Source organism: Pseudomonas fluorescens (assembly GCF_001307275.1).
GTDB classification, from domain to species: domain Bacteria; phylum Pseudomonadota; class Gammaproteobacteria; order Pseudomonadales; family Pseudomonadaceae; genus Aquipseudomonas; species Aquipseudomonas fluorescens_AA.
In genome coordinates, this window is sequence record NZ_CP012831.1 from 4966402 (window position 1) to 4992175 (window position 25774).

Annotated in this window: 27 protein-coding genes; 13 read left to right on the top strand and 14 right to left on the bottom strand. The window is 63.2% G+C overall.

Annotated features, from left to right (window positions below; all coding sequences use genetic code 11):
- The first annotated feature begins 7 nt into the window (after positions 1-7).
- The 4 genes from AO356_RS22210 to cysG are packed head-to-tail and all read left to right on the top strand — an operon-like array spanning position 8 to position 4395.
- On the top strand, positions 8-1333 hold the full coding sequence (locus AO356_RS22210; protein ID WP_046064131.1) for a replication-associated recombination protein A: 1326 nt from the start codon (positions 8-10) through the stop codon (positions 1331-1333).
- On the top strand, positions 1330-1704 hold the full coding sequence (gene crcB / locus AO356_RS22215) for a fluoride efflux transporter CrcB (protein ID WP_060741565.1): 375 nt from the start codon (positions 1330-1332) through the stop codon (positions 1702-1704). The genes AO356_RS22210 and crcB overlap by 4 nt, the downstream gene beginning before the upstream one ends.
- A 15-nt stretch (positions 1705-1719) precedes the next feature.
- On the top strand, positions 1720-3000 hold the full coding sequence (gene serS, locus AO356_RS22220; RefSeq protein WP_025213005.1) for a serine--tRNA ligase: 1281 nt from the start codon (positions 1720-1722) through the stop codon (positions 2998-3000).
- Positions 3001-4395, top strand: coding sequence for a siroheme synthase CysG (cysG, locus tag AO356_RS22225; RefSeq protein ID WP_060741566.1), 1395 nt, complete (start codon positions 3001-3003; stop codon positions 4393-4395).
- Positions 4396-4751: 356 nt separating this feature from the next.
- Here the strand turns inward: cysG and AO356_RS22230 are convergent, their stop codons facing one another.
- From AO356_RS22230 to AO356_RS22265, 8 genes are all read right to left on the bottom strand, one after another.
- Entirely contained in the window at positions 4752-5756 is a 1005-nt protein-coding gene (locus tag AO356_RS22230; RefSeq protein WP_060741567.1) for a glutathione S-transferase family protein, read from the bottom strand.
- Positions 5757-5844: 88 nt separating this feature from the next.
- Positions 5845-6846 carry a glycosyl transferase family protein gene (locus AO356_RS22235; RefSeq protein ID WP_060741568.1) on the bottom strand — a complete coding sequence of 334 codons (1002 nt, stop codon included), beginning with the start codon at positions 6844-6846 and terminating at the stop codon, positions 5845-5847.
- Complete coding sequence (locus tag AO356_RS22240) at positions 6843-7178, bottom strand: TusE/DsrC/DsvC family sulfur relay protein (RefSeq protein WP_060741569.1); 336 nt, start codon at positions 7176-7178, stop codon at positions 6843-6845. The genes AO356_RS22235 and AO356_RS22240 overlap by 4 nt, the downstream gene beginning before the upstream one ends.
- A complete protein-coding gene (gene tusB, locus AO356_RS22245; protein ID WP_060741570.1) occupies positions 7175-7468 on the bottom strand; it encodes a sulfurtransferase complex subunit TusB in 294 nt (97 codons plus the stop codon). The genes AO356_RS22240 and tusB overlap by 4 nt, the downstream gene beginning before the upstream one ends.
- Positions 7468-7830, bottom strand: a complete 363-nt coding sequence (tusC, locus tag AO356_RS22250) for a sulfurtransferase complex subunit TusC (protein ID WP_060741571.1) — start codon at positions 7828-7830, stop codon at positions 7468-7470. Before tusC ends, tusB begins: the two co-directional genes overlap by 1 nt.
- A complete protein-coding gene (gene tusD, locus AO356_RS22255) occupies positions 7830-8222 on the bottom strand; it encodes a sulfurtransferase complex subunit TusD (RefSeq protein ID WP_060743167.1) in 393 nt (130 codons plus the stop codon). Before tusD ends, tusC begins: the two co-directional genes overlap by 1 nt.
- A gap of 267 nt (positions 8223-8489) precedes the next feature.
- Positions 8490-8825, bottom strand: a complete 336-nt coding sequence (locus AO356_RS22260) for a DUF6388 family protein (protein WP_060741572.1) — start codon at positions 8823-8825, stop codon at positions 8490-8492.
- A gap of 2 nt (positions 8826-8827) precedes the next feature.
- Complete coding sequence (locus AO356_RS22265; protein ID WP_060741573.1) at positions 8828-9088, bottom strand: hypothetical protein; 261 nt, start codon at positions 9086-9088, stop codon at positions 8828-8830.
- A gap of 139 nt (positions 9089-9227) precedes the next feature.
- Here AO356_RS22265 and AO356_RS22270 point away from each other — a divergent pair, with 139 nt between their 5' ends.
- Positions 9228-9578, top strand: a complete 351-nt coding sequence (locus tag AO356_RS22270) for a hypothetical protein (protein ID WP_060741574.1) — start codon at positions 9228-9230, stop codon at positions 9576-9578.
- Positions 9579-9707: 129 nt separating this feature from the next.
- On the opposite strand, the gene AO356_RS22275 is transcribed toward AO356_RS22270, so the two are convergent.
- Positions 9708-10136: a GNAT family N-acetyltransferase gene (locus AO356_RS22275; RefSeq protein ID WP_060741575.1), complete on the bottom strand. Its 429-nt coding sequence runs from the start codon at positions 10134-10136 to the stop codon at positions 9708-9710.
- A gap of 164 nt (positions 10137-10300) precedes the next feature.
- Here AO356_RS22275 and ggt point away from each other — a divergent pair, with 164 nt between their 5' ends.
- Together ggt and AO356_RS22285 are read left to right on the top strand one after the other, a co-directional pair.
- Positions 10301-12028, top strand: a complete 1728-nt coding sequence (gene ggt, locus AO356_RS22280) for a gamma-glutamyltransferase (RefSeq protein ID WP_060741576.1) — start codon at positions 10301-10303, stop codon at positions 12026-12028.
- A gap of 40 nt (positions 12029-12068) precedes the next feature.
- On the top strand, positions 12069-12602 hold the full coding sequence (locus AO356_RS22285) for a cysteine hydrolase family protein (protein ID WP_060741577.1): 534 nt from the start codon (positions 12069-12071) through the stop codon (positions 12600-12602).
- A gap of 60 nt (positions 12603-12662) precedes the next feature.
- Here the strand turns inward: AO356_RS22285 and AO356_RS22290 are convergent, their stop codons facing one another.
- Positions 12663-13523 carry a CAP domain-containing protein gene (locus tag AO356_RS22290; protein WP_060741578.1) on the bottom strand — a complete coding sequence of 287 codons (861 nt, stop codon included), beginning with the start codon at positions 13521-13523 and terminating at the stop codon, positions 12663-12665.
- A 213-nt stretch (positions 13524-13736) separates the two neighbouring features.
- Complete coding sequence (locus AO356_RS22295; protein ID WP_237140829.1) at positions 13737-14627, bottom strand: EamA family transporter; 891 nt, start codon at positions 14625-14627, stop codon at positions 13737-13739.
- Between the two features lie 395 nt (positions 14628-15022).
- Here AO356_RS22295 and AO356_RS22300 point away from each other — a divergent pair, with 395 nt between their 5' ends.
- Positions 15023-16153, top strand: coding sequence for a sensor histidine kinase (locus AO356_RS22300; RefSeq protein WP_060741580.1), 1131 nt, complete (start codon positions 15023-15025; stop codon positions 16151-16153).
- Between the two features lie 96 nt (positions 16154-16249).
- Positions 16250-17341: an SMP-30/gluconolactonase/LRE family protein gene (locus tag AO356_RS22305; RefSeq protein WP_060741581.1), complete on the top strand. Its 1092-nt coding sequence runs from the start codon at positions 16250-16252 to the stop codon at positions 17339-17341.
- A gap of 173 nt (positions 17342-17514) precedes the next feature.
- Here the strand turns inward: AO356_RS22305 and AO356_RS22310 are convergent, their stop codons facing one another.
- On the bottom strand, positions 17515-18519 hold the full coding sequence (locus AO356_RS22310; protein WP_060741582.1) for a LacI family DNA-binding transcriptional regulator: 1005 nt from the start codon (positions 18517-18519) through the stop codon (positions 17515-17517).
- Between the two features lie 167 nt (positions 18520-18686).
- On the opposite strand from AO356_RS22310, the gene AO356_RS22315 reads away from it, so the two are divergent.
- The 3 genes from AO356_RS22315 (at position 18687) to AO356_RS22325 (ending at position 22367) form a co-directional block, all read left to right on the top strand.
- Complete coding sequence (locus tag AO356_RS22315) at positions 18687-19862, top strand: Gfo/Idh/MocA family protein (protein ID WP_060741583.1); 1176 nt, start codon at positions 18687-18689, stop codon at positions 19860-19862.
- Positions 19826-20938 (top strand): sugar phosphate isomerase/epimerase family protein, encoded by a 1113-nt coding sequence (locus AO356_RS22320; protein ID WP_109791092.1) that lies wholly within the window; start codon positions 19826-19828, stop codon positions 20936-20938. The genes AO356_RS22315 and AO356_RS22320 overlap by 37 nt, the downstream gene beginning before the upstream one ends.
- A gap of 196 nt (positions 20939-21134) precedes the next feature.
- The gene (locus tag AO356_RS22325) at positions 21135-22367 is read left to right on the top strand and encodes a nucleoside permease (protein ID WP_060741585.1); all 1233 of its coding nucleotides are present in this window, start codon (positions 21135-21137) and stop codon (positions 22365-22367) included.
- Between the two features lie 18 nt (positions 22368-22385).
- Here the strand turns inward: AO356_RS22325 and AO356_RS22330 are convergent, their stop codons facing one another.
- A complete protein-coding gene (locus AO356_RS22330; protein WP_060741586.1) occupies positions 22386-23042 on the bottom strand; it encodes a polysaccharide lyase family 7 protein in 657 nt (218 codons plus the stop codon).
- A gap of 245 nt (positions 23043-23287) precedes the next feature.
- On the opposite strand from AO356_RS22330, the gene AO356_RS22335 reads away from it, so the two are divergent.
- Positions 23288-23623 (top strand): hypothetical protein, encoded by a 336-nt coding sequence (locus AO356_RS22335; protein WP_060741587.1) that lies wholly within the window; start codon positions 23288-23290, stop codon positions 23621-23623.
- Positions 23624-23786: 163 nt separating this feature from the next.
- Here AO356_RS22335 and AO356_RS22340 read toward each other — a convergent pair whose 3' ends face one another.
- Positions 23787-25550 carry an L-lactate permease gene (locus tag AO356_RS22340; protein WP_060741588.1) on the bottom strand — a complete coding sequence of 588 codons (1764 nt, stop codon included), beginning with the start codon at positions 25548-25550 and terminating at the stop codon, positions 23787-23789.
- Between the last annotated feature and the right edge of the window lie 224 nt (positions 25551-25774).

Here is a 25774-nt window from a genome sequence, read left to right on the forward strand (position 1 = left end):
AGTAATCATGGACCTGTTTCGAAGCGCCCCGATTGCCCAGCCATTGGCCGCCCGCTTGCGCGCGACCAACCTGGATGAGTACGTCGGCCAGGAGCATGTGCTCGCTCGCGGCAAGCCTCTGCGCGAGGCCCTGGAGCAGGGCGCCCTGCACTCGATGATCTTCTGGGGCCCGCCGGGCGTGGGCAAGACCACCCTGGCGCGGCTGCTGGCGGAAGTCTCGGACGCTCACTTCGAAACGGTGTCGGCGGTGCTGGCCGGGGTCAAGGAAATCCGCCAGGCGGTGGAAGTGGCCAAGCAGCAGGCTGGGCAGTACGGCAAGCGCACGATCCTGTTCGTCGACGAAGTGCACCGGTTCAACAAGTCCCAGCAGGACGCATTCCTGCCCTACGTCGAAGACGGCACGCTGATCTTCATCGGTGCCACCACCGAAAACCCTTCGTTCGAACTCAACAACGCCTTGCTCTCGCGGGCGCGGGTCTATGTGCTCAAGAGCCTCGACGAGACGGCGATGCGCAAGCTGGTGCATCGGGCGCTGACCGAGGAGCGCGGCCTGGGCAAGCGGCATTTGAGCCTCAGCGATGAAGGCTTCCAGATCCTGTTTTCCGCCGCCGATGGCGATGGCCGGCGCTTGCTCAACCTGCTGGAAAACGCCTCGGACCTGGCCGAAGACGACAGCGAGATTGGCGTCGAGCTGCTGCAAAGCCTGCTGGGCGATACCCGGCGCCGCTTCGACAAGGGCGGCGAAGCGTTCTACGACCAGATTTCGGCGCTGCACAAATCCATCCGCGGTTCCAACCCCGATGCGGCCTTGTACTGGTTTGCGCGCATGATCGACGGCGGTTGCGATCCGCTGTACCTGGCGCGGCGCGTCGTGCGCATGGCCAGCGAAGACATCGGCAATGCCGACCCCCGGGCCCTGAGCCTGTGCCTGGCGGCGTGGGATGTGCAGGAGCGCCTCGGCAGCCCGGAAGGTGAGCTCGCCGTGGCCCAGGCCATCACGTACCTGGCCTGTGCGCCGAAGAGCAACGCGGTGTACATGGGCTTCAAGGCGGCGATGCGCAGCGCCACCGAACACGGCTCCCTCGAAGTGCCGCTGCACCTGCGCAACGCGCCGACCAAGCTCATGAAGCAACTGGGCTATGGCGAAGAATACCGTTATGCCCATGATGAGCCGGACGCCTATGCCGCCGGCGAAGATTATTTCCCCGATGAACTCGAACCCCAGCGCTTCTACCAGCCAGTACCGCGGGGCCTTGAGCTGAAGATCGGCGAGAAGCTCAACCACTTGGCACAACTGGATCGCTTGAGCCCACGGCAGCGGAGAAAACCTTGATCCCCCTGATACTTGCCGTTTCCGCTGGCGGTGTCGCCGGCACGCTGTTGCGTTTCGCCACGGGCAACTGGATCAACGCAAATTGGCCCCGGCACTTCTATACCGCGACGCTGGCCGTTAATATCGTGGGCTGTCTGCTGATCGGCGTTCTATACGGTCTGTTTTTGATTCGCCCGGAAGTGCCCATCGAGGTGCGGGCCGGGTTGATGGTTGGCTTTCTCGGCGGCCTGACGACTTTTTCATCCTTTTCACTGGATACGGTGCGCCTGCTGGAAAACGGGCAGGTGCCGCTGGCCCTGGGCTATGCAGCCATCAGCGTATTCGGCGGGCTGCTCGCCACCTGGGCCGGCCTGTCCTTGACCAAACTTTGATAACGAGAGACCGACATGCTCGATTCCAAACTGTTACGTAGCAACCTCCAGGACGTAGCGGACCGCCTGGCTTCCCGTGGCTTTGCCCTGGATGTCGCGCGCATCGAAGCGCTGGAAGAACAGCGCAAGACCGTCCAGACCCGCACCGAAGCCCTGCAGGCTGAACGTAACGCGCGCTCCAAGTCCATCGGCCAGGCCAAGCAGCGTGGCGAAGACATCGCACCGCTGATGGCCGATGTCGAGCGCATGGCGGGCGAATTGAGCGCGGGCAAGGTCGAGCTGGACGCGATCCAGACCGAGTTGGATTCGATCCTGCTGGGCATCCCGAACCTGCCTCACGAATCGGTACCGGTTGGTGAAGACGAAGACGGCAACGTCGAAGTGCGCCGCTGGGGCACGCCGACAACCTTCGATTTCCCGGTGCAGGACCACGTGGCCCTGGGCGAGAAATTCGGCTGGCTCGACTTCGAAACCGCCGCCAAGCTGTCGGGCGCCCGTTTCGCCCTGCTGCGCGGGCCGATCGCGCGCCTGCATCGGGCCCTGGCGCAGTTCATGATCAACCTGCATGTCACCGAACACGGCTACGAAGAAGCCTACACCCCGTACCTGGTCCAGGCCCCGGCGCTGCAGGGCACCGGTCAGTTGCCGAAGTTCGAGGAAGACCTGTTCAAGATCAGCCGCGACGGCGAGGCCGACCTGTACCTGATCCCGACCGCCGAAGTGTCGCTGACCAACATCGTGGCCGGCGAGATCGTCGACGCCAAGCAACTGCCGATCAAGTTCGTCGCCCACACGCCGTGCTTCCGCAGTGAAGCCGGGGCGTCGGGCCGTGATACCCGCGGCATGATCCGCCAGCACCAGTTCGACAAGGTCGAGATGGTTCAGATTGTCGAGCCGTCTAAATCCATGGAGGCGCTGGAAAGCCTGACCGCCAACGCCGAGAAGGTCCTGCAACTGCTGGAACTGCCGTATCGCACCCTGGCGCTGTGCACCGGCGACATGGGTTTCAGCGCGGTCAAGACCTACGACCTGGAAGTCTGGATTCCGAGCCAGGACAAGTACCGCGAGATTTCGTCGTGCTCCAACTGCGGCGACTTCCAGGCCCGCCGCATGCAGGCGCGTTTCCGCAACCCGGAAACCGGCAAGCCGGAACTGGTCCACACCCTCAATGGCTCTGGCCTGGCGGTGGGGCGTACCCTGGTGGCAGTGCTGGAGAACTACCAGCAGGCCGACGGTTCGATCCGTGTGCCCGAGGTGTTGAAACCCTACATGGGCGGCATCGAGGTCATCGGCTAAATGGACTATTTGCCACTGTTCCACAACCTGCGCGGCAGCCGCGTGCTGGTGGTCGGCGGCGGGGAAATTGCCTTGCGCAAGTCCCGCCTGCTGGCCGATGCCGGCGCGTTGCTGCGGGTGGTCGCACCCGACATCGAACCGCAGTTGCGGGAACTGGTCAGTGGCAGCGGCGGCGAGTGTATCCAGCGCGGTTACCTTGAGGCGGATCTGGACGGTTGCGGGCTGATCATTGCCGCCACCGACGACGAACCGCTCAATGCCCAGGTCTCGGCCGACGCCCATAAGCGTTGCGTGCCGGTCAACGTGGTGGACGCGCCGGCCCTGTGCAGCGTGATCTTCCCGGCGATCGTCGACCGCTCGCCCTTGGTGATCGCAGTGTCCAGTGGCGGCGACGCGCCGGTGCTGGCGCGGCTGATCCGGGCCAAGCTGGAAACCTGGATTCCCTCGACCTATGGGCAGTTGGCCGGGCTGGCGGCGCGTTTTCGCAATCAGGTCAAGCAACTGTTTCCCGATGTCCAGCAGCGCCGGGCATTCTGGGAAGAGGTGTTCCAAGGCCCTATCGCCGACCGCCAACTGGCCGGGCAGGGCGGCGAAGCCGAGCGCTTGCTGCGGGAAAAGATCGACGGCCAGGCGCCGAGCGCGCCGGGCGAGGTTTATCTGGTGGGGGCCGGGCCGGGAGATCCGGACCTGCTGACCTTCCGGGCCTTGCGCTTGATGCAGCAGGCGGACGTGGTGCTGTACGACCGCCTGGTGGCGCCGGCGATTCTGGAATTGTGCCGGCGCGACGCCGAGCGCATCTACGTCGGCAAGCGCCGCGCCGACCACGCCGTACCCCAGGACCAGATCAACCAGCAATTGGTCGACCTGGCTCGCCAGGGCAAGCGCGTGGTGCGGTTGAAGGGCGGCGATCCGTTCATTTTCGGCCGTGGTGGCGAGGAGATCGAAGAGCTGGCGGCCCATGGCATTCCGTTCCAGGTCGTCCCGGGCATCACCGCCGCCAGTGGTTGCGCGGCCTACGCCGGGATCCCGCTGACCCATCGCGACTACGCCCAATCGGTGCGTTTCATCACCGGCCATCTCAAGGACGGCACCAGCGACTTGCCGTGGGCCGACCTGGTGTCGCCGGCGCAGACGCTGGTGTTCTACATGGGTTTGGTCGGCCTGCCAATGATCTGCAACGAGCTGATCAAGCACGGTCGCGCGGCGGATACGCCAGCGGCGTTGATCCAGCAGGGCACGACGTCGAACCAACGGGTCTTTACCGGCACTTTGGCGGACTTGCCACGGCTGGTGGCTGAGCATGAGGTGCATGCGCCGACGCTGGTGATCGTGGGGGAAGTGGTGCAGTTACGCGAGAAACTGGCCTGGTTTGAAGGGGCTCAGGGGCAGGTCTAGAGACCGCGTTGCCCCGATCGCGAGCAAGCTCGCTCCCACAGGGACCTTTGGCGCACTGCAGATCCAATGTGGGAGCGAGCTTGCTCGCGATGCGGGCGGCCCACTCAACATGACCTCTGCTGACCCACCGCTATCGCGAGCAAGCTCGGCTCCCACAGGGACCTTTGGCGCACTGAAGATCCAGTGTGGGAGCGAGCTTGCTCGCGATGCGGGCGGCCCACTCAACATGACCTCTGCTGACCCACCGCTATCGCGAGCAAGCTCGGCTCCCACAGGGGCCTTTGGCGCACTGCTGATCCAATGTGGGAGCTGAGCTTGCTCGCGATGAGGCCCTCAGCTACAACGGATTTTCCGGATCAATCCTCAGTCTGCCGCCAGATCCCTTTCCCACTCAACCTTTCCCGATCATGGGCAACCGTGAAATCCTGCTTCGGCCCCTTGGGCACGATCCCGTTAGGGTTGATGGTCTTGTGGCTGCCGTAGTAATGGCCCTGGATATGGGTGAAGTCCACGGTTTCGGCAATGCCCGGCCACTGGTACAGCTCCCGCAGCCAGTTCGACAGGTTCGGATAATCGGCGATGCGCCGCAGGTTGCATTTGAAGTGACCGAAATACACCGCGTCGAAACGGATGATCGTGGTGAACAGGCGGATATCCGCCTCGGTCAGGTATTCGCCAGCCAAGTAGCGTTTGGTCGCAAGCCAGGTCTCCAGCCGGTCCAGTTCGGCGAATAAACCGTCGAACGCTTCTTCGTAGGCCGCTTGGGTGGTGGCGAACCCGGCGCGATACACACCGTTGTTGACCGCCGGGTAGATCCGCTCGTTCAAGGCATCGATATCGCGGCGCAGGTGCTCGGGATACAGGTCCAGGTTGTTGCCGGTCAAACCATCGAAGGCACTGTTGAACATGCGGATGATTTCCGCCGATTCGTTGTTGACGATGCGCTGCTGGCGTTTATCCCACAGCACCGGCACGGTGACGCGGCCGGTGTAGTCCGGCGTGTCGGCGGTGTAGCGCTGATGCAGGAATTGCAGAGGGTCGAGTTTGTCGCCTGTGGAGCCGTGGGTCTTGTCGAAGGTCCAGCCGTTTTCCAGCATCAGGTAGCTGACCACCGAGACGTCGATCAGCGCCTCCAGGCCCTTGAGCTTGCGCACGATCAGCGTGCGGTGGGCCCAGGGGCAGGCCAGGGAGACATACAAATGGTAGCGCCCGGCCTCGGCGGCAAACCCGCTTTCGCCCGAGGGGTCGGCGCTGCCGTCGGCGGTCACCCAATGACGGCGCTGCGCCTGTTCGCGCTGGAAGGTGCCGTCCTTGCTTTCATACCACTGGTCCTGCCAGCGGCCTTCGACCAACAAACCCATCTGGATATCCTCGCTCAATAATCGTTGGAGACGAGTCTATTCCCATAGGTTCGAACTAAAAGCGCAAAGGTTGGGCGTTAATGATCGGTTAAATCGAACGATCCCGCGCGTCCCAATACTGCCGGGCTTTATCGAACGCTTCTTCGCGAGCCAGGCCCAGGCCGCGCAAGGCCAGTGCCATGGTGGCGATCAGCGCCAGTTGTGGGTAGCTGTCCTCGACGTCACCACGCCAGATCGCCTTCAAATGCTCGGGGTCGAGGCTCTCCGGTTTGACATGGCGCTGCTCGGCCAGGCGCGGCCATTCTTCGTCCCAACCGGCGCCGCCGGTGGTGCCGTACAGGTGGCTATCGGCGTCCGGGTTGATCTCGATTTCGCCGCCGTCGCCCTTGATCACGATGGCGGTGTCACCGAGCAGGCCGCTGGCATCGCGATGCACGGCCTGGTAGCCCGGATGGAAGATGCTTTGCAGGCCGCAGCGGGCGGCCAGTGGATTGAGAATCCGGGCCAGGGAATGGATCGGCGAGCGCAGGCCCAAGGTGTTGCGCAGGTCGATCATCCGCTGCATTTGCGGCGCCCAGTCCACCAGCGGCATGAAGGCCAGGCCGCCGTTGTCCAGCGCGCTGCCGACCTGTTGCCAATCCCGGCACAGCGGGATCTGCAGCAAGCCCAGCAATTGTTCGGTATAGAGGCGACCCGCCGTGTGAGCGCCGCCGCCGTGCATGAAAATTCGCACGCCGTTCTGGCCCAGGCACTTGGCCGCCAGCAGGTACCACGGCAAATGGCGCTTCTTGCCGGCGTAGGTCGGCCAGTCGAGGTCCACTGTCAACGCCGGGACCACCAGGCGTTCACGCAGGGCTTCGGTGAAGCCGGCCATTTCCTCGGCGCTTTCTTCCTTGTGCCGCAGCAGCATCAGGAAGGCGCCCAGTTGGGTGTCCTCGACCTTTTCATCGAGCACCATGCCCATGGCCTCACGGGCTTCTTCGCGGGTCAGGTTGCGGGCGCCGCGCTTGCCTTTGCCAAGGATGCGCACGAACTGGGCGAACGGGTGTTCGGCCGGGGTCTCAAGGGTCAGTGCTGGAAAGTCGGTCATAAGCAATTCGTCGGTTTGGGCAGGCCCGCCAGCTTGGCGGCGAGTTTGGCGGGAGTGCCTTTGAACAATCGGTTCAGGTGCAGGCTGTTGCCTTTGTCCGCCCCCAGTTTCAGCGCCGTGTACTTGATCAGCGGCCGGGTCGCGGGGGAGAGCTGGAATTCGTCGTAGAAACCGCGAAGCAGTTCAAGGATTTCCCAGTGTTCGGGACTCAACTCGATGTCCTCGGCGCTGGCCAGGGCGGTGGCGACTTCGGCCGACCAGTCGTCCAGGTCGGCCAAGTAGCCGTCCTTGTCCAGCGCGATGGCGCGGTCGCCCACGTTCAGCGTGTTCATAGCCAGGTGTTGACCTTGTCGTGCTCGATCGATAGCTCGACGAAACCTGAGTAGTTGATGGCTTCGGCCCAGTCTGGGGTGTCCAGGGCGCGGGCCTGGAGGTCTTCGGCGAGCACGAACAGGTTCACGCCGGCGGCCTGCAGCCGTTCGAACGGTGGGCTGCCCGGTTGCAACGCGTACGTCGCGTCGCCGCACAGCAGCAGCGCATCCTGATTGCCCAGCACCCGCAGGCAACTGGCGAGGTGGTTATCGCCGAAGGGCGAATGAGACAACACATGCAAAGTCGACATCAGAGGGTGATCACCTGGTCGTAACGGTCGATGAGCGCGGCGATGTCCGGCGCGCTCAGTACTTTCACCTCGCCCAGCGCCAGGGCGGCGCTGGCAACGCCACGTTCGGCGGCGCTGTCGGCGCAGAGGAACAGGTCTTCGACGCCGAACATCGGCAACGCCTGCAGGTTGGCGCTCAGGTCCTTTTGCTGGACCGCCTTGGCGTTTTGGCCGGCGGTGAGCTGGAACACGCCGTCATCGAGAAACAGCAGGCCGATGGGCAGGTCGAACGCACCGCCGGCCAGGACGATGTCCAGGGCTTCACGGGCGCCGGGGCCGGACCAGGGGGCCTGGCGGCTGATCAGCAATAAAGACTTGGCCATTACGCGCCTCCAAAACAGATCAAGCGGTCGGCGTCCTGGATCGCATCGTGCAACTGGCCCAGCCCGGACAAGGCCCAGGGCGCTTCGACGCTGGCCGCCGCCCGCTGGTAACGCTGGGCTTCTTCCTCGTTCAACACGCCACGACGCAACGCCGCCGCGATGCAGACCACGCCGTCGAGCCGGTTGTCGCTGACGAATGCGCGCCACTGTTGGGGCAGGTCCTGTTCGTCCTGGGGCGTGACGACACTGGCGCAGGCGTTATAGACGCCGTCCTGATAGAAAAACAGCCGCACGATCTCATGCCCACCTGCCAGCGCCGCCTGGGCAAACAGCAAGGCACGACGCGAGGAGGGCGCATGGGCGGCGGAAAACAGCGCAATGGCGAACTTCATGACAGACCCGATCAGCAAAACTGCGGCCATGATAAAGCTTTATGGGCGGTGGGGCGATTGCCAGGAAAGGAGGGCTAGACCTGTTTGTATCAGGGGGGATTTAAAGATTGCTCCTGCTCGATTGCATTGTAGGAGCTGCCGAGCGAAGCGAGGCTGCGATCTTTTCGAATTCAATTGAGTCTCAAGCGAAAGATCAAAAGATCGCAGCCTCGCTTCGCTCGGCAGCTCCTACGGGCCCAGCGGGAGCAAGCTCCCTTGCCACAGGGGTCAGGGCTTGGCCTTCAGGCCATGCAACTCGCAATACTCCGCCCACGCCATCCCCGCCATCTCTGCCACTTCCTTATGCACCTCCAGGCGCTGGGCCTGGTACTCCTCGGGCGAGGCGGCGGTCAGTTGCAAAGTCAGTTCCCAGGCAAACAGGCCCAGGCGCTCGGCCTCGGCTTCGAACGCTTCGTGCAAGCGCTCGGCACGGTACTGTGCGGCGGTCTCGCCCTTGGCCTGGGCCAGCAGCGGGTTGAGGTGGTCCAGTTCGTGGCGCAGTTCGGGGCGCTCATCGAGAAATTTTTCCAGGGCCCGTTCGTGTTGCTGTTCGGTTGCCGCCATGGTCACTCCTTGGGAGACGAAGACTGCTTCTTGCTGGCCTTGGCCGCAGCCGCCAGGCATTCAAGGGCGAATTGTTCGGTGTAGGTCATCTGGATCGGCGTGGTTTCGCCCTTGACGGTGCGTTCGCCGTCGAGGATGTAGCGAATCCGCTTGTCGGTGACGCCGATTCGCTTGGCGATCCACGAAGGTGTCTGGCCGATCTGGCTGATCAGTTTGTCGGCATATTCCGGGGTGGGCTTGTAGAACTCGGCGTTGGGGGTCATGGGGGTTCCGCGTGGCTGGTGGCGATGGCGCGACAGATTGCGTGAATCGGTGCTCGCTGTCGCGGGTAAATTTCAGTAAAGCAGCACGATGGCTCGGGCCGCAGTGCTACAGTCCGTTTTTTTTCGATGAGTGAACGCAATGCGAATGTTGACGGTGGCCCTGGCCGCCACTTTGCTGGTCGGCTGCGCGGGTTCGGCGATGAACGAGGCTCGGACCCAGGCCCCTTACAAGACCCTGACCTCGGACAAGCCGGAACAGGTCGTGGCCCAGTGCGTGCAGTTTTCCTGGCAGGACGAAGCGGTATTCGGTGTCGATGCCGGCGCCTACCTGCAACCGGGCAAGAAAGGTGGCTCCACGGTCTACACCCGCTCCGCCGAATCGTTTGTCGATTTGCACGCCGGTGCGACGGGCACCGAGTTGAGCTATTACGCCAAGCATGACGACTTCGTGGCCAAGCGCCGGTTGGCGGCGTTGGCGACTTGCTTGTAAGCAGCTCGCACTAACGCCCCGGATCCTATGTGGGAGCGAGCTTGCTCGCGATAGCGGCGGGTCAGACGACAGAAATGTTGACCGTTAAATGGCTATCGCGAGCAAGCTCGCTCCCACAGGGGCTGCGTTTCAAGCCGTGTCCAGGCGCTTCTGGAAGAAGAAACGCTGGTGGCCCGGCGGGTAGTCGTCGATCAGGCCGCACTCGGTGAAACCGTGTCTGCGGTAGAACGCCGGGGCCTGGAAGTCGAAGGTGTCCAGCCAGATGCCCACGCAGTTTTTCTCCCGGGCCAGTGCTTCGGCCATCTGCATCAGGGTCGAGCCGGTGCCCTGGCCCCGGGCCTGTTCCGGCACCACCAGCAGCTCGATATACAGCCAGCGAAAAAACACTCGGCCGTAGAGCCCGCCGACAATTTCGCCCTGTTCGTCCCGCACCAGCCAGGCCACCAGTTCAGGTGCACTGCCACCGGTCTTGGCGGTGTTGAAGGCGCGTAGCGGGGCGAGGATGGCTTGGCGTTCTTCGTCGGTGGGCGTGTCCGTGCGTTCGATTCGTAGTGTCATCGGCGATGTCCCTATTCAGTCAAGATCAAGCGCAGGAGCCTATCCCAAAGGCTGGCGTGACGTCATCCGGTCGGCGGGGAAACAGGCGCATTACGCAAACCAAGCCATACTGCCTAATGCTTTTGAAGCGATCCCTATTCCAAAAAACAAGAAGAGACCGACTCATGAAGTTCGAATCCTTGGCCCGGACCCTCATCGCGACGTCACTGACCCTCGGTTGTTTATCGGCGTACGCCGCTTCCCAGGCGCCGGTGGCGGCCGAGAACGGCATGGTGGTCACTGCCCAGCACCTGGCGACCCATGTCGGCGTCGATGTGCTCAAGAATGGCGGCAATGCCGTGGATGCGGCGGTGGCGGTGGGCTATGCCCTGGCGGTGGTGTATCCGGCGGCGGGCAACCTGGGCGGGGGTGGTTTCATGACCCTGCAATTGGCCGACGGTCGCAAGACGTTCCTGGATTTCCGCGAAAAGGCCCCCCTGGCCGCCACTGCCAACATGTATCTGGACAAGGACGGCAACGTCGTGCCCGAACTCAGCACCCGCGGCCACCTGGCGGTAGGCGTGCCCGGCACCGTGTCCGGCATGGAGCTGGCGTTGAGCAAGTACGGCAGCAAACCCCGGGCGGAATTGATTGCCCCGGCCATCAAGTTCGCCGAAGAAGGCTTCGCCCTGGAGCAGGGTGATGTCGATCTGCTGGAAACCGCCACCGATGTGTTCAAGAAGGACATGCGCGATTCCGGTGCGATCTTCCTGCACAACGGCGAGCCCATGCAGGTCGGCCAGAAGCTGGTGCAAAAGGATCTCGCCAAGACCCTGCGGGAAATCTCCGCCAAGGGCGCCGACGGTTTCTACAAGGGCTGGGTCGCCGATGCCCTGGTCACCTCCAGCCAGGCCAACAAAGGCATCATCACCCAGGCCGACCTGGACAAGTACAAGACCCGCGAGCTCGCCCCGGTGGAGTGCGACTACCGTGGTTACCACATTATCTCGGCGCCGCCGCCCAGTTCCGGCGGGGTGGTGCTGTGCCAGATCATGAATATCCTCGACGGCTATCCGATGAAGGAGCTGGGGTTCCATTCGGCCCAGGGCATGCACTATCAGATCGAAGCCATGCGCCACGCCTACGTGGACCGCAACAGCTACCTGGGTGACCCGGATTTCGTGAAGAACCCCATCGACCATCTGCTGGACAAGACCTACGCCGCCAAGCTACGGGCCGCGATCGAGCCGCAAAAGGCCGGCGACTCGCAGAAGATCAAGCCCGGCGTGGCGCCCCATGAGGGCAGCAACACCACCCATTACTCCATCGTCGACAAGTGGGGCAACGCCGTTTCGGTTACCTACACCTTGAACGACTGGTTCGGCGCGGGCGTCATGGCGAGCAAGACCGGGGTGATCCTCAACGATGAGATGGACGACTTCACCGCCAAGGTCGGTGTGCCCAACATGTATGGCCTGGTGCAGGGCGAGGCCAACGCCATCGCGCCGGGCAAGGCACCACTGTCATCCATGAGCCCGACCATCGTCACCAAGGACGGCAAGACGGTCATGGTGGTGGGCACCCCGGGCGGCAGCCGGATCATCACCGCGACGTTGCTGACCATCCTCAACGTGATCGACTACGGCATGAACCTCCAGGAGGCGGTCGATGCGCCGCGTTTCCACCAGCAATGGATGCCGGAGGAAACCAACCTGGAGACGTTCGCGGCCAGCCCCGATACCCAGAAACTGCTGGAGAGCTGGGGGCACAAGTTTGCCGGCCCGCAAGACCCCAACCACATCGCCGCGATCCTGGTCGGCGCGCCGTCATTGGGCGGCAAGCCAGTGGGCAAGAACCGCTTCTATGGCGCCAACGACCCCCGTCGCAATACCGGGTTGTCGCTGGGTTATTGATGAGTTGCACGGCTGCGACACGGTTTGAAGAGGGAAGGTCATGAACACCGCATTGCTGATTATCGATGTCCAGAACGCACTGTGCAGCGGCGAAGAGGAATGCTTCGACAGCCAGCGCATCATCCGGACCATCAGTGACCTCGGTGCCAGGGCCAGGGCTGCCGGCCGGACGGTGATCCTGATCCAGCATGAAGAGCTGGATGGGGCGCTGACCCATGGCGCCACCGGCTGGCAACTGGCCGTCGGCCTGTCGACCGCGGCGGATGACCTGCGGGTGCGCAAGACCACGGCCGATGCTTTCTACCAGACCGACCTGCAACCGTTGTTGCAGGCCCGAGGCATCGACCGCCTGGTGATCTGCGGGCTGCAAACCGACTATTGCATCAATGCCACCGTGCGTCAGGCCCATGCCCTGGGGTACGACGTGGTCCTGGCGGCCGATGCCCACTCCACCGTGGACAACGGCAGCATGGCGGCCGAGCAGATCATCGCCAACCACAACAACCGGCTGGGGCGACTGAGCAGTGCTGTATCGCGGATTGATGTAATGCCGGCTGCTGAAATCCGTCTGTAGCCGATACTCACTGTTTGGGCTGGAGCAGGAGACCTATGGCTCAGCCTCGAGGATGGTTCTTCACGGCGCGCCAAGCACCATCGTCCAGTACACCCCCGCATCGCTGCGCGAGTCGCTGGCCGACGCTGCGCCCATCTGGGTGAACATCGGGTTCATCAGGTTGGCGCAGTGTCCGGGGCTGGCGAGCCAATCGTGCATGGCCTGGCTCGGTGAGCGTTGGCCGGCGGCGATGTTCTCACCCAATTTACGTCCGCGAAAGCCGGCGCTCCTGGCGCGATCAGAGGTGGAGCGACCGTCCGGGTCGCGATGGGCGAAATAGTTGTCCTGGGCCATCGACCGGCTGTGGCCTTGGGCGGCCGTTCCCAACGCGGCGTTCCAGCTCAGCGGCCGAGCCGCCGCGAAGCGCTGGCGCCCGCACATCCGTGGCTTGGCCCTGGCGGCGTTGACCTGGGCCAGCAGCGTCTTGTCCGCCGCCCCCACGTCGCTCATCCGCGTGCCACCCATGGGCTGCGCCAATACCAGGCGCCACTCGTCACCGACCCGATTGACGCCGATATCGGCGTACTGGTTGTCCAGCAACGCCGCGCAATGCTCGTTCGCCAACATCTCGAAGGCCTCTTCGGCATCCTGTGCATCGGTCAGGCGGATGCTGCGCACGGCCCGGGCTTGATAGCCGGCGTCCTGCAAGGTTTCCCGCAGGCCACCGCGAAAGCCGATCGGCAAGCCCAGGTTCGAACGCAGCACCAGCGGCTGCGTGGCGCGCACCGTGCGCCACTCACAACGGCGGGACTGGCTACGGAAGTCGTTGATGGCGTCCACCAGTTGCCTTTCGCCCCGCGCATGGGCGGGGCTGGCGAACAAGGGAAACAGGGCAAGCAGGCACAGCGAAACGAAACGGCAAGAGCGAACAAGGTGGCGCATGGGGCGAACGGCTCAAGAGGGGAGGTTGCTTTAGCGCCAGGCTTGGCGCCGATCAGCTGGAAAACCCGTGGCTGCAGGTTGGCGAGGTTTTCACGGCTGGGGTAGGACTGTGGGTTTTGAAACAAGTTTCCGGAAGACGAAGACTCTCTGCGAGCTGGCACAACTCATTGTGGCGAGGGGAAAGGCTCCCTCGCCATAAAGAGTTCAGTCAGTTCAATTCGCCGTTTCAGCCACAGGCACCTTGGCCCGCTCAACCTTGCGATAGGTCAGCAACACGATGCCGGTCACCACAATCGCGCCGCCCATCACCTGGCCCGGGTTGAGCATCTGGTCCAGCACCAGCCAGCCGATCAGCAGTGTCGCCAGCGGTTCGATGTTCATCACCGGAGCGTTGCGCGGCATGTCCAGGCGGGGCACGGAGATGAACAGCACGATGAACCCGGTGCCATAGAGCACCACCAGGGTCGCCAGGGCGAGCCAGCCGGTGCTGCTGGCCGGCAGGTCGAAACCGCCGGGCAGGGCACCGGTCAGGCCGGCGAGGTTGACGCTGCTGAATACGATGAAAATCGTCAACAGGCTGCGTACCGATCCGCGCACCTGGGACAACTTGTGGTCGGTGATCCACAGCGCGCAGGCGAACACGCAGGCGGCGCAGAAGGCCAGGCCCACCCCGAGCAACCATTGCGGGCCGACGTCCTGTGCGGAGGATAAGCGAGCCGGCACTTCCAGTACGAACACCAGCCCCACCAGGATCATGCCCATCAACGCGGCGGTGCGCGCCGTCGGGCGGGGGCCGCCCAATGCCCAGGTCAGCAAGGCCAGCAGGATCGGAAACACGTTGCCCACCAACAAGGCCAACGCCACTGGCACGCGCGCCACGGCGGAGTACAGGCACAGGCTCTGGGCGCCGATCAACAACCCCAGGGCCAATTGCCAACGCCACGCCCCGGGCGGCAGGCGCAGACGCTGGCGCTGCCAGAGCACCATCGCCGCCAATACCAGCAGCGTCCCGCCCGAGCGCAGCAGGATCGCCAGCAGCACCCCGGCACCGTCGTCGAAGGCGGCCCGGGCGGCGACATGGTTGCCGGCGAAGGCACAGCCCATGCACAGCAGGACGAGCACCGCGAGATGGCGGGGTAGTGGCGTGGGGGTATCAGGTGTGACAGTGGAGCGGGTCATGGCAGGTGTCTCGAAGGCGGCCGCCAAGGCCAAAGGCCTCGGAGCGGTTATTTTTAGTTATAGGTTGTCGTACGACTAAGGGCTTTTTACCCCATGGGGTGGTAACAGACAAGGTCCACTCAAGAGCGTCGGAAAACCTGTGGCGAGGGAGCTTGCTCCCGCTGGGCTGCGTAGCAGCCCTTTTTTATGAGCGCTTCGCACTCAAGCGGGAGCAAGCTCCCTCGCCACATCGCATGTCTCGCACATTGTCCGGTGCTTTGCTGTAAAACAAACCTGGCCGCTGTGTCGTTTACAGCCTTGCCCTTTTTACGGAACAACTCATGCGCCTGGCTGATTTCATTCTCGACAATATCGAGCCGATTCTTCAGGCGTGGGAAGACTTCGCCAAAACCATCACCCCCGCGTCCATTGGCATGGATTCCATTGCCCTGCGCGACCATGCCGAACAGATGCTGCGCACCATCGCCGCCGACCTGCGCACTTCGCAAACGCGCAAGGAGGCGATTGCCAAGTCCCATGGGGAGGCGCCGGCGACCGATACCGAAACCGCCGCCGAAACCCATGCGGTCATCCGCCAGTCCTCGGGGTTTACCGTGGAGCAAATGGTCTCCGAATACCGGGCCCTGCGCACCAGTGTGCTCATGCTCTGGATGCCGCATACGCAGCTGGATCACAAGCAGGTCATGGACGATCTGATTCGCTTCAACGAGGCCGTGGACCAGGCCTTGGCCGAGTCTGTCGTCAGCTACTCCGGGGCGGTGGATGCATCGCGCAACATCTTTCTCGGGATTCTCGGACACGACCTGCGCAGCCCCTTGGGCGCGATCCTGCTGAGTTCCGAAGTGCTGCTGCGGGCGGGGGACCTGCCCGCCAAAGCCACCAAGATCACTTCGCGCATATACACCAGCGTCAAGCGGGCCAACAAAATCGTCGGCGATCTGCTGGATTTCACCCGTACCCAACTCGGCTCGGGCATTCCGGTGCAGCGCTTCAACGGCGATCTGGTGGCGGCCTGCGAAGGCATGGTGGAGGAGGCGCGGGCCTATCATCCGGAAAGCGAAATCCTTTTTGAAACGACCAGCGCGCTGGAGGGGCTGTTTGATCCGGCCCGCATGGAGCAGGTCTTCGCCAACTTGATTGGCAACGCCGTGCAGCATGGCACCGAAGGCACGCCGATTACCGTTTCGATGAGCGCTGAAGAGGATGTGGCAGTGATCGCGATCAACAACCAGGGCAAGCCCATCGAGAAAGATGCCATGGCCAGCATTTTCAACCCGATGATCCGGCATCTACGCAGTGGTGAGATGCAGTACGGTTCCACGGCCGGGCTCGGACTGGGCCTGCACATCGCCTCGGCGATCGTATCGGCCCATAAGGGCACCATCGAGGTTCACTCGAAGGCGCGAGTCGGTACGACCTTTACCGTGCGTATACCCCTGCACCCGGACTGATCGATTGTGCGGATGAGCCTTTTCGTATACTTGTACGATGTCTTATCACGGAGTAAAACTGTCGTCCCGTCCAATAATAATTAACGGAGACGCACGATGGATGTTTCGCAATCTGCAACCGCCGCCGATCAGGGCCGCCGAGTGTTCCTGAAGAAATCCCTGGTGGTCTCGGCCGCCGCCGCCACCCTTGGCAACTTGCCCGGGCTCGCCCAGGCCGAGCCCTTGAGCCAGCGTTACCCAGACCCGCTGATCAACATCCTTGACCCCAGCTTCATGGACTTGCGAATCTTCAACGCCAGCGTGGAGAAGCTCGCCACCGGCCTGCGTTGGGCAGAGGGGCCAGTGTGGGTCGGTGACGGGCGTTACCTGCTGGTCAGTGACATTCCCAACAACCGCATCGTGCGCTGGGATGAAATCACCGGCGGGCTGTCGGTGTACCGAGAGAATGCCAATTTCTCCAACGGCATGTGCCGCGATCGCCAGGGGCGGCTGCTGGTGTGCGAAGGCTCCACCACCACCAGCGAAGGCCGGCGCATCACCCGCACCGAGCACAACGGCACCCTCACCGTGCTGGCGGACAGTTTCGAGGGCAAGCCTTTCAACTCGCCCAACGACATCGTCTGCAAGCGGGACGGTTCGGTCTGGTTCACCGACCCGCCGTTCCAGACCGGCAACAACTACGAGGGGCACAAAGTCACGCCCGTCCAGCCCCACGCGGTGTACCGCATCGACGGCGAAACCGGCAAGGTCAGCCGGGTGATCGACGACCTGGCGGGGCCGAACGGGTTGTGTTTTTCCCCGGACGAAAAAATCCTCTATGTGGTCGAAGGCCGGGCCAAGCCCAACCGCTTGATCTGGGCCATCGCCGTCAAAGACGACGGCACCCTGGGCGAGCGGCGCAAGCACATCGAAGGCCTGGATTACGCGGCGATCGATGGGATCAAGTGCGATGAAAGCGGCAACCTCTGGTGCGGCTGGGGCGGCAATGGCGACCCCAAGGCCGACCTGGAAAAACTCGACGGCGTGCGGGTGTTCAACGCCGAAGGCAAGGCCATCGGGCACATCTCCCTGCCGGAGCGTTGCCCCAACGTCTGCTTCGGCGGCCGGGAAGGCAATCGGTTGTTCATGGCCGGCAGCCACTCGTTGTATTCGCTGTTCGTGAATACACGGGGGGCGACGTTTGCCTGAGTGAACCACTCACCCTTGGCGTTGATGGACTTTGTGGCGAGGGAGCTTGCTCCCGCTGGGCTGCGTAGCAGCCCCTCCATCAGGCAGCGCGGTGTGTCTGGTGGATTCAAGCCGTTTCATTCGGGGCCGCTTCGCGCCCCAGCGGGAGCAAGCTCCCTCGCCACGGGTTCCACTTACTGTCTGGCTCTAGGGGCCGTACTGCCCCGCACCGTCAACTCAAACGGCAACACCACATGCCGTTCGGCAATCGGCTTTTTCTCGATCAGGGCAATCAGCATCTGCACCGCTTTTTGCCCAAACATCTCGGCAGGCTGCGAAATGGTCGTCAGGGGCGGGTCGCAGTAGGCGGCGAACGGGATGTCGTCAAAGCCCACCAGGGAAATGTCCTCGGGCACTCGCAGGCCCATTCGCTTGATGCGCCTGAGCGCGCCGATGGCCATTTCGTCGTTTTCACAGAACAGCGCACTGGGGCGATCGGCCAACGCCAGCATCGCCCCGGCACCGTCGTCACCGGCCTTCAAGGTGAAGTCGCCATGGCAGATCAGGCTGGGGTCGATGGCGATGCCGGCCTGGTGCAGGGCATCCTGGTAGCCGGCCACGCGGTCCAGGGTCAGGGGGCTGCTGCGCGGTCCCTTGATGATGCCGATGCGGCGATGGCCGAGACCGATCAGGTGTTCGGTCATGGCCTGGGCAGCAGCCCGGTTGTCGAGGCTGATGGTCGGGTAGGGGGCACCCTTGACCACTTCGCAGGCGTTGACCAGCGGCAGGCTGTCGGCGCCAGTGGGCATCGATTCGAACGGATCGCTGGCACGCAACTGGATCACGCCGTCGGCCTGGTGGGCGTAGACCAGGGCGGCGAATTCCCGCTCGATCTGCGCCCGGCCCTGGGTGTCGCACAACAGCAATCGATAACCCGCCGCCTGTGCCGCCTGTTGCGCGCCACTGATGACCCGGGCGAAAAACGTGTTGGCGATGGCCGGCACCAGGATCACCAGGTTGCCGGTCCGGCGGGAGCGAAATTGCACCGCCATCAGATTGGGCCGATAGCCGGCCTGTTCCACCGCCGCGTTGACCTTGTCCCGTGTTTCGGGGAGTACCCGCTCGGGCGATTTCAGGGTTCTGGACACCGTGGCCACCGAAACACCCGCCAGCCGGGCCACCTCACGAATGTTGGACAAAATCACCTCGGGGAACAGGGGGTACGGTGGGGGAGCTTACCGCAGGTTGAGCGCCTCACAAATATTCCGCGGTGAACCCGTTGGGTTTGACACGCGGGGAAACTGAGCCTAGATTTCCGCCATGATGTAACCGGTTACATCATCATCCTGACAGGAAGAGAATCGCGATGAATCCTGTAGCACCGAAAATAAGAATGGGCTTCGTCGGCGGTGGAGAGGGCGCTTTCATCGGCCAGGCTCACCGTCAGGCCGCGGGCCTGGACGGCGGTTTCGAACTGGTGTGCGGCGCGTTCAGCCGCGACCCGCACAACACTCGGCAGACGGGCACGGCCCTGGGCCTGGCCGCGTCCCGTTGTTATCACGACTGGCAGCACATGCTCGACACCGAAGCGCTGCTGCCGCTTGATCAGCGCATGGAACTGCTGGTCATCGTCACCCCCAATCATCTTCATGCACCCATCGCCAGCGAGGCCTTGAAAGCCGGTTTCCATGTGTTCAGCGAGAAGCCCGCCGCGCTGGACCTCAAGCAATTGCTGGCCCTGCGCGAGGTGCTGCACGGCAGCCGTTGCCTCTATGGCCTGGCCCACACCTACCTGGGCTATCCCATGGTGTGGCAGGCCCGGGACATGGTGCGCTCGGGCGTGATCGGCCAGGTGCGCAAAGTGCTGGTCGAGTACCCCCAAGGCTGGCTCAGCCAGGATGTCGCCGCCCAGGGCAATAAGCAGGCCGAGTGGCGCGACGATCCCGGCCAGTCCGGCCTGGGCGGTTGCATCGGCGACATTGGTACCCATGCGTTTTCCCTGGCCGAGTTCGTCGCGGACCAACCGATCCAGCAGCTATGCGCTGCGTTGGGCACGCACGTCCCGGGGCGGCAACTGGATGACGATGCGGCGATGCTGTTCAAGATGGCGGGTGGCGCCAGCGGTGTGCTGATCGCAAGCCAGGTCTGCACCGGCGAAGAGAACCCGCTGAAGATTCGCGTCTACGGCGACAAGGGCGCCTTGGAGTGGCGCCAGGAAGAACCGGCGAGCCTGATCCATCGTGCCTTCGACCAGCCGTTGCGCACCCTGCGTAGCGGCCTCGGCCAGCCGTGGCTGTGCGAGGCGGCCACGCGGCGCATGCGTCTGCCGGCCGGGCATCCCGAGGGCTACCTGGAAGCCATGGCCAACCTCTACGGCGATTTCGCCCACGCCATTCGCAGCCATGTCCAAGGCCCCGACGCCCCCGGCGTACCCGGCATCGAGATCGGCTTGCGTGGCATGGCGTTCATCGAGGCCGCCATCCTCAACCACCGTGGCGACGCGAAATGGACCGTCGTGCAAACCGGAGCATCCCTGTTGTGAATACCCTCGACAAGACCCCGAGCGGCCTGCGCGGCCCAGGTATTTTCCTGGCGCAGTTCATGTCCGCCGAAGCCCCGTTCGACACCCTGGCCAACATCGCCCAGTGGGCCGCTTCACAAGGCTACAAGGCCATTCAACTGCCGACATCGGGCACGCAATACATTGACCTGGCCCGGGCCGCCGAAAGCCAGGCCTATTGCGATGAGCTCAAGGCCACCTGTGCCCAGGCCGGTGTCGAGATCAGCGAGCTATCGACGCACCTGCAAGGCCAGTTGGTGGCGGTGCATCCGGCGTTCGACGCGCTGTTCGATGACTTCGCCCCGGCCCATTTGCGCGGCCAGCCCCAGGCGCGGACCGAGTGGGCGATCGAGCAACTCAAGCTGGCCGCCCGCGCCAGCCAGCGGCTGGGTCTCAAGGCCCATGCGACGTTTTCCGGCGCGCTGCTGTGGCCGTATCTCTATCCCTGGCCGCAGCGGCCGGCGGGCCTGGTGGAGCAGGGTTTCGCCGAACTGGCCCGGCGCTGGTTGCCGATTCTCGATTGCTTCGACGCGGCCAGTGTGGACCTGTGCTACGAGATCCACCCCGGCGAAGACCTCCACGACGGTGCCTCGTTCGAACGTTTCCTGGAGGCGGTCGATCATCACCCACGGGCGGCGATTCTCTACGACCCCAGTCATCTGTTGCTGCAACAGATGGACTACCTGGGCTTCATCGACCGTTACCACGCACGGATCCGCATGTTCCACGTCAAGGACGCCGAATTCCGCCCCGATGCCCGTTCGGGGGTGTACGGCGGCTACCAGGGCTGGGTCGATCGTCCCGGGCGGTTCCGTTCGCTGGGCGATGGCCAGATCGATTTCAAATCGATCTTCAGCAAGCTGACCCAATACGATTTCAGCGGGTGGGCGGTCCTGGAATGGGAATGTTGCTTGAAGGATTCACACCAGGGCGCCGCAGAAGGGGCGGCGTTCATCCAGCGGCACATGATCAGCAAGACCCGTAAGGCGTTCGATGATTTTGCCAGCGTCACGGCGGATGAGGATTCCAACCGGCGGTTGTTGGGCCTATTGAGGTAACCGGCCCCACCCAAAACCCCGTGGCGAGGAAATCCATTGTGGGAGCAAGGCTTGCCCGCGATGAACGAAAACGCGGTTCAACGGTTGGAGCGCGGCGCGGCCATCGCGGGCAAGCCTTGCTCCCACAGGGGATCCTCCGTAACAAAAGCGGTGCGGCTTTTTTTTTCACAAGAACAACAATAAAACGGTGACGCTCATGACCACGATGAATGCACGCCTCAGCGTGATGATGTTCCTGCAGTTCTTTATCTGGGGTGGCTGGTTCGTCACCCTCGGCACCTTCCTGTCCAGCACGCTGGGCGCCAGCGGGGGGCAGATCGGCATGGCGTTCTCCACGCAATCGTGGGGTGCGATCATTGCGCCGTTCGTCATCGGCCTGATCGCCGACCGCTTCTTCAACGCCGAACGGATCCTGGCGGTGTTGCACCTGCTCGGCGCGGTGTTGCTGTATCAGCTGTATTCGGCGGCGGATTTCAGCGTGTTCTACCCGTACGTACTGGTGTACATGGTGGTCTACATGCCGACGCTGGCCCTGGTCAATTCCGTGGCGTTCCGCCAGATGCGCGATCCGGCGCTGGAGTTCTCCCGCATCCGGGTGTGGGGCACGATTGGCTGGATCGTCGCGGGCGTGGTGATCAGCTTCGTGTTCGCCTGGGATTCGCGCGAAGCGATCTCGGCAGGCGGCTTGCGCAATACGTTCCTGATGGCGGCCATCGCGTCCCTGGTCCTGGGGCTCTACAGCTTCACGCTACCGGCCACGGCGCCGCTCAAGGAACAGGCCAGCGCGGGCGGCGTCAAGCAACTGCTGGGGCTGGACGCGTTGGGTCTGTTGAAGGATCGCAGCTACCTGGTGTTCTTCATCGCTTCGATCCTGATCTGCATTCCCCTGGCGTTCTATTACCAGAATGCCAACCCGTTCCTGGCCGAAACCGGGATGACCAACCCAACGGCGAAGATGGCCATCGGGCAGGTCTCGGAAGTGTTGTTCATGCTGCTGTTGCCACTGTTCATCCAGCGCTTCGGCATCAAGCTGGCACTGTTGGTGGGCATGTTGGCGTGGGCGCTACGCTACGTGTTGTTCGCCTACGGCAATAACGGCGACCTGGCGTTCATGCTGTTCACCGGCATTGCCTTGCACGGCATCTGCTACGACTTCTTTTTTGTCTCGGGGCAGATCTACACCGACGCCAAGGCGCCGGAGCGCTTTCGCAGCTCGGCCCAGGGCCTGATTACCCTGGCGACCTATGGTGTGGGGATGCTGATCGGCTTCTGGGTGGCGGGGCAGGTGACCGATCACTTTGTCGTGGCGGGCGGTCATGACTGGCAGAGCATCTGGCTGTTCCCGGCCGGTTTCGCGCTGCTGGTATTGGTCTGCTTCCTGTTTACCTTCCGTGGCCAGCAGGCGCTCGTTGCGCCGTCAAAGGCTTGAAGCAGGGCTGGGCGTCAGTCATTTGTGGCTGACGTCCAGTTTGGTGTAGGTCACTTTCCCGCCTTCGTTGGAATAACCCTTGTTGTCCAAGGTGTAGACGCCGGCCTTGAAGTAGAAGTTATAGCTGTACCAGGACGAGTCCAACTTCACCTGTTTGCCCGTGTTGCCGATCAGCACCGAGAGCTGGCCTTGCTTGTCCATTTGCAGCGAATAGGAGAAGGCCTTGTTCAGCGGCACGTTTGGCACGGTGTAGATCACCGGGCTCTTCTTGTCCTTGGGCTTGACCCGGTATTCCACGTCGATATTGCCGGTGCCCTTGGCGTAGCGGTACACCAGTTTCAACAACGGCGTGGGGGCGTCCTTGGCGTGGATCTGCGCCACCACCACCCGGCCTTCGGAAGGCACCTGGTTCACCGCCAGGGTGCCCTTGAGGGTATTGGTGCCGCTGTTGTAGCGCCAGTTGCGCAGCTTGCCGTCCTTGCCGGTTTCCCGCAGCTCGGAGCGCGGGTATTCGCTTTTACCGGTATGGGAACCGGTGACCGGCGCCCAGAAAACGATCCGCTGGCCGTTATTGTCGAAATACTTGTTTTTCAGGGTCGGCATGGCTTTGGTCGCCACGACCTGCGCCGGCGTTTGCACGGGCAGGGTAATGTTCCAGACAGTCAGGTCAATCATGATAAAACCCTCCAACGGGACCGGCCGTTACCTGGCGGCCGTCAAGACAGAAACGGCCTTCCGTGGCGCAGTTTTCATGTTATCGACAAGGGGCTGTCTCGCTGGAGGCGCACCTGACGGATGGCTCTGCAGCGAGCCTTTCAGGCACTGAATTGGGCGGATAGGGTGTGTCAATTTATGACTGATCGGTTAGAGTACGCGCCGCCCGAGAGACGGATCCCGGGCGTCTTCCCATGGAGCGTTAAATGAACCACATCAGCAAAGTTGTCGCCTGCGCACTGTTCGGCCTGGCCCTGGCGGGTTGCACCGGCACCCCGATGAAAACCCAGCAATACGACAGCACCCAGTACACCGTTGTCGGCCACAGTGAAGCCAAGGCCACCGGCCTGCTGCTGTTCGGCCTGATCCCGATCCAGCAGAACAACCGTTTCGTGCGCGCCCAGACCGCGGCGATCAAGGCCAAGGGCGGCGACGCCATGATCAACACCCAAGTCCAGGAAAACTGGTTCTGGGCCTGGGTCCTGACCGGCTACACCACCTCGGTGTCCGGTGATGTGGTCAAGCTGAAAAGCGTTCAGTAACACCCTGCTTGAAAGGCAAGCGAGCCTGCCGGTTGTAAAGGCGCTTGCCTGTGGCGAGGGAGCTTGCTCCCGCTCGATCGCGCAGCGATCACAAAAGGGCCGCTTCGCAGCCCAGCGGGAGCAAGCTCCCTCGCCACAACAGCCCTATCTGCCGGCTCCTCGATCACTGTCCTCCCACCACCATATGCGTGAACGGCGCCACATACGCCTGCAATGTCACCAGCCCGCCCACCAGAATCGCCAGCACCACCGAGTGGAAAAACACGTAGCGCAGGATTTCGCCTTCGTGACCGTACCAACGGGTCGCGGTGGAGGCCACCACGATCGACTGAGCGTCGACCATCTTGCCCATCACCCCACCGGAACTGTTGGCGGCGGCCATCAACACCGGGCTGATGCCCAACTGCTCGGACGTGACCCGCTGCAAGCCGCCAAACAATACGTTGGAGGCCGTGTCCGAGCCGGTCAGCGCCACGCCGAGCCAGCCCAGCAGGGTGCCGAACATGGGGTAGAAAATGCCCGTGGCGGCGAAGGCCAGGCCCATGGTCGCGTCCAGGCCCGAATACCGCGTGAGGAACCCCAAGGCCAACATCGCGACGATGGTGATCAGCGAGTAGCGCACCACCCAGAGCGTTCGCAGGTAGTGGTGCACCAGTTGCGGAATGGAATAGCCCATCAGCAAGCCACCGAGAATCGCGGCCAGGAAAATGCCGCTGCCCGTGGCGGTGAACCAGTTGAACTTGTAGACCGCCTCCTCGGTTTTAGGCTGGGGCACCACGGGCGGGACTTTTTCGATCTGCTGGTGAATGGTGCCGAAGGTCACCAGGGGCGAGAAGATCGGGTTGGCCTCGCGCATCGGCTTGCTTTGGGGGTCAAGCTTGGCTGATTGGGTCTGCGGGTCCAGCGCCGGACGGGTGTCGAACAGGTTCTTGAAACCCTGGGTGCCCCAAGCGAAGACGAACACCGTGAGGATGATCCACGGCATCCAGGCCCGTCCCACGGCGGGGCGGGCGTCGTTGGAAAACGCCGCGCTGGCGGTGGGTTTTTCATCCTCGCTGGCGTCGATCTTCGAGTTGTCGACCCGCCCGGACAGCGCGGCGGAGGTGTGCACCGTGGCCGGTTTCCAGACCTTGAGGAAACCGGTGAGGCAGGCCATGGAAATCAGCGCGGCGATGACGTCCACCAGCATCGGCCCGTGGTAGTTCGACACCAGGAACTGCGGGATGGCGAAGCTGACACCGGCCACCAGGATCGCCGGCCAGACTTCCAGCATCTTGCGCCAGCCGGCGAAAGCCCAGATCAACCAGAACGGCACCAGCACCGAGAAAAACGGCAACTGCCGACCGACCATCATCGACAGCTCCATTTCATCCAGCCCGGTGACTTTGGCCAAGGTGATGATGGGCGTGCCCAGGGCGCCGAAGGCCACGGGCGCGGTGTTGGCGATCAGCGCCAGACCCGAGGCGGCCAAGGGGGAAAACCCCAGCCCGATCAGGATCGCTCCAGTCACCGCCACCGGCGTGCCGAAGCCCGCCGCGCCCTCGAAAAACGCGCCGAAGCAAAAGGCGATCAACAGCAGTTGCAGGCGCCGGTCGTCGGTGATGCGCGCGAGGGAGTCCTGCAGGACCTTGAACGAACCGTTCTCGGTGGTCAGCCGGTGCAGGAAAATGATATTGAGCACGATCCAACCGATGGGCAGCAGGCCGTTGGCCGCGCCATAAAGCGCCGCAGACCCGGCCATGCCAACGGGCATGCCGAAGGCGAAAATCGCGATCAGCAAGGCCGAGGCCAGGGCCAGCAAGGCCGCCAGGTGTGCCTTGACATGAAAGAACGCCAGGGACGCCAACATCACCACCACCGGAACCGCCGCCAGGAGCGTGGACAGCACCGCATTACCGAAGGGATCGTAGACTTGTTGCCAGACCATGTTCCACCTCTGCTTTTTATTGTTGGAAGTGCAGGCCCCAGGGGGGATTGGCAGAGAAGTATAGGCGGGGATTGACGAGGGGAATGGCGCAGAGGCCTGGGGTAAGACCCTGTGGCGAGGGAGCTTGCTCCCGCTGGACTGCGCAGCAGGCCCAAGTTTTTTGTTTAAGCACAAATTCTTGGGGCGGCTTCGCCACCCAGCGGGAGCAAGCTCCCTCGCCACAG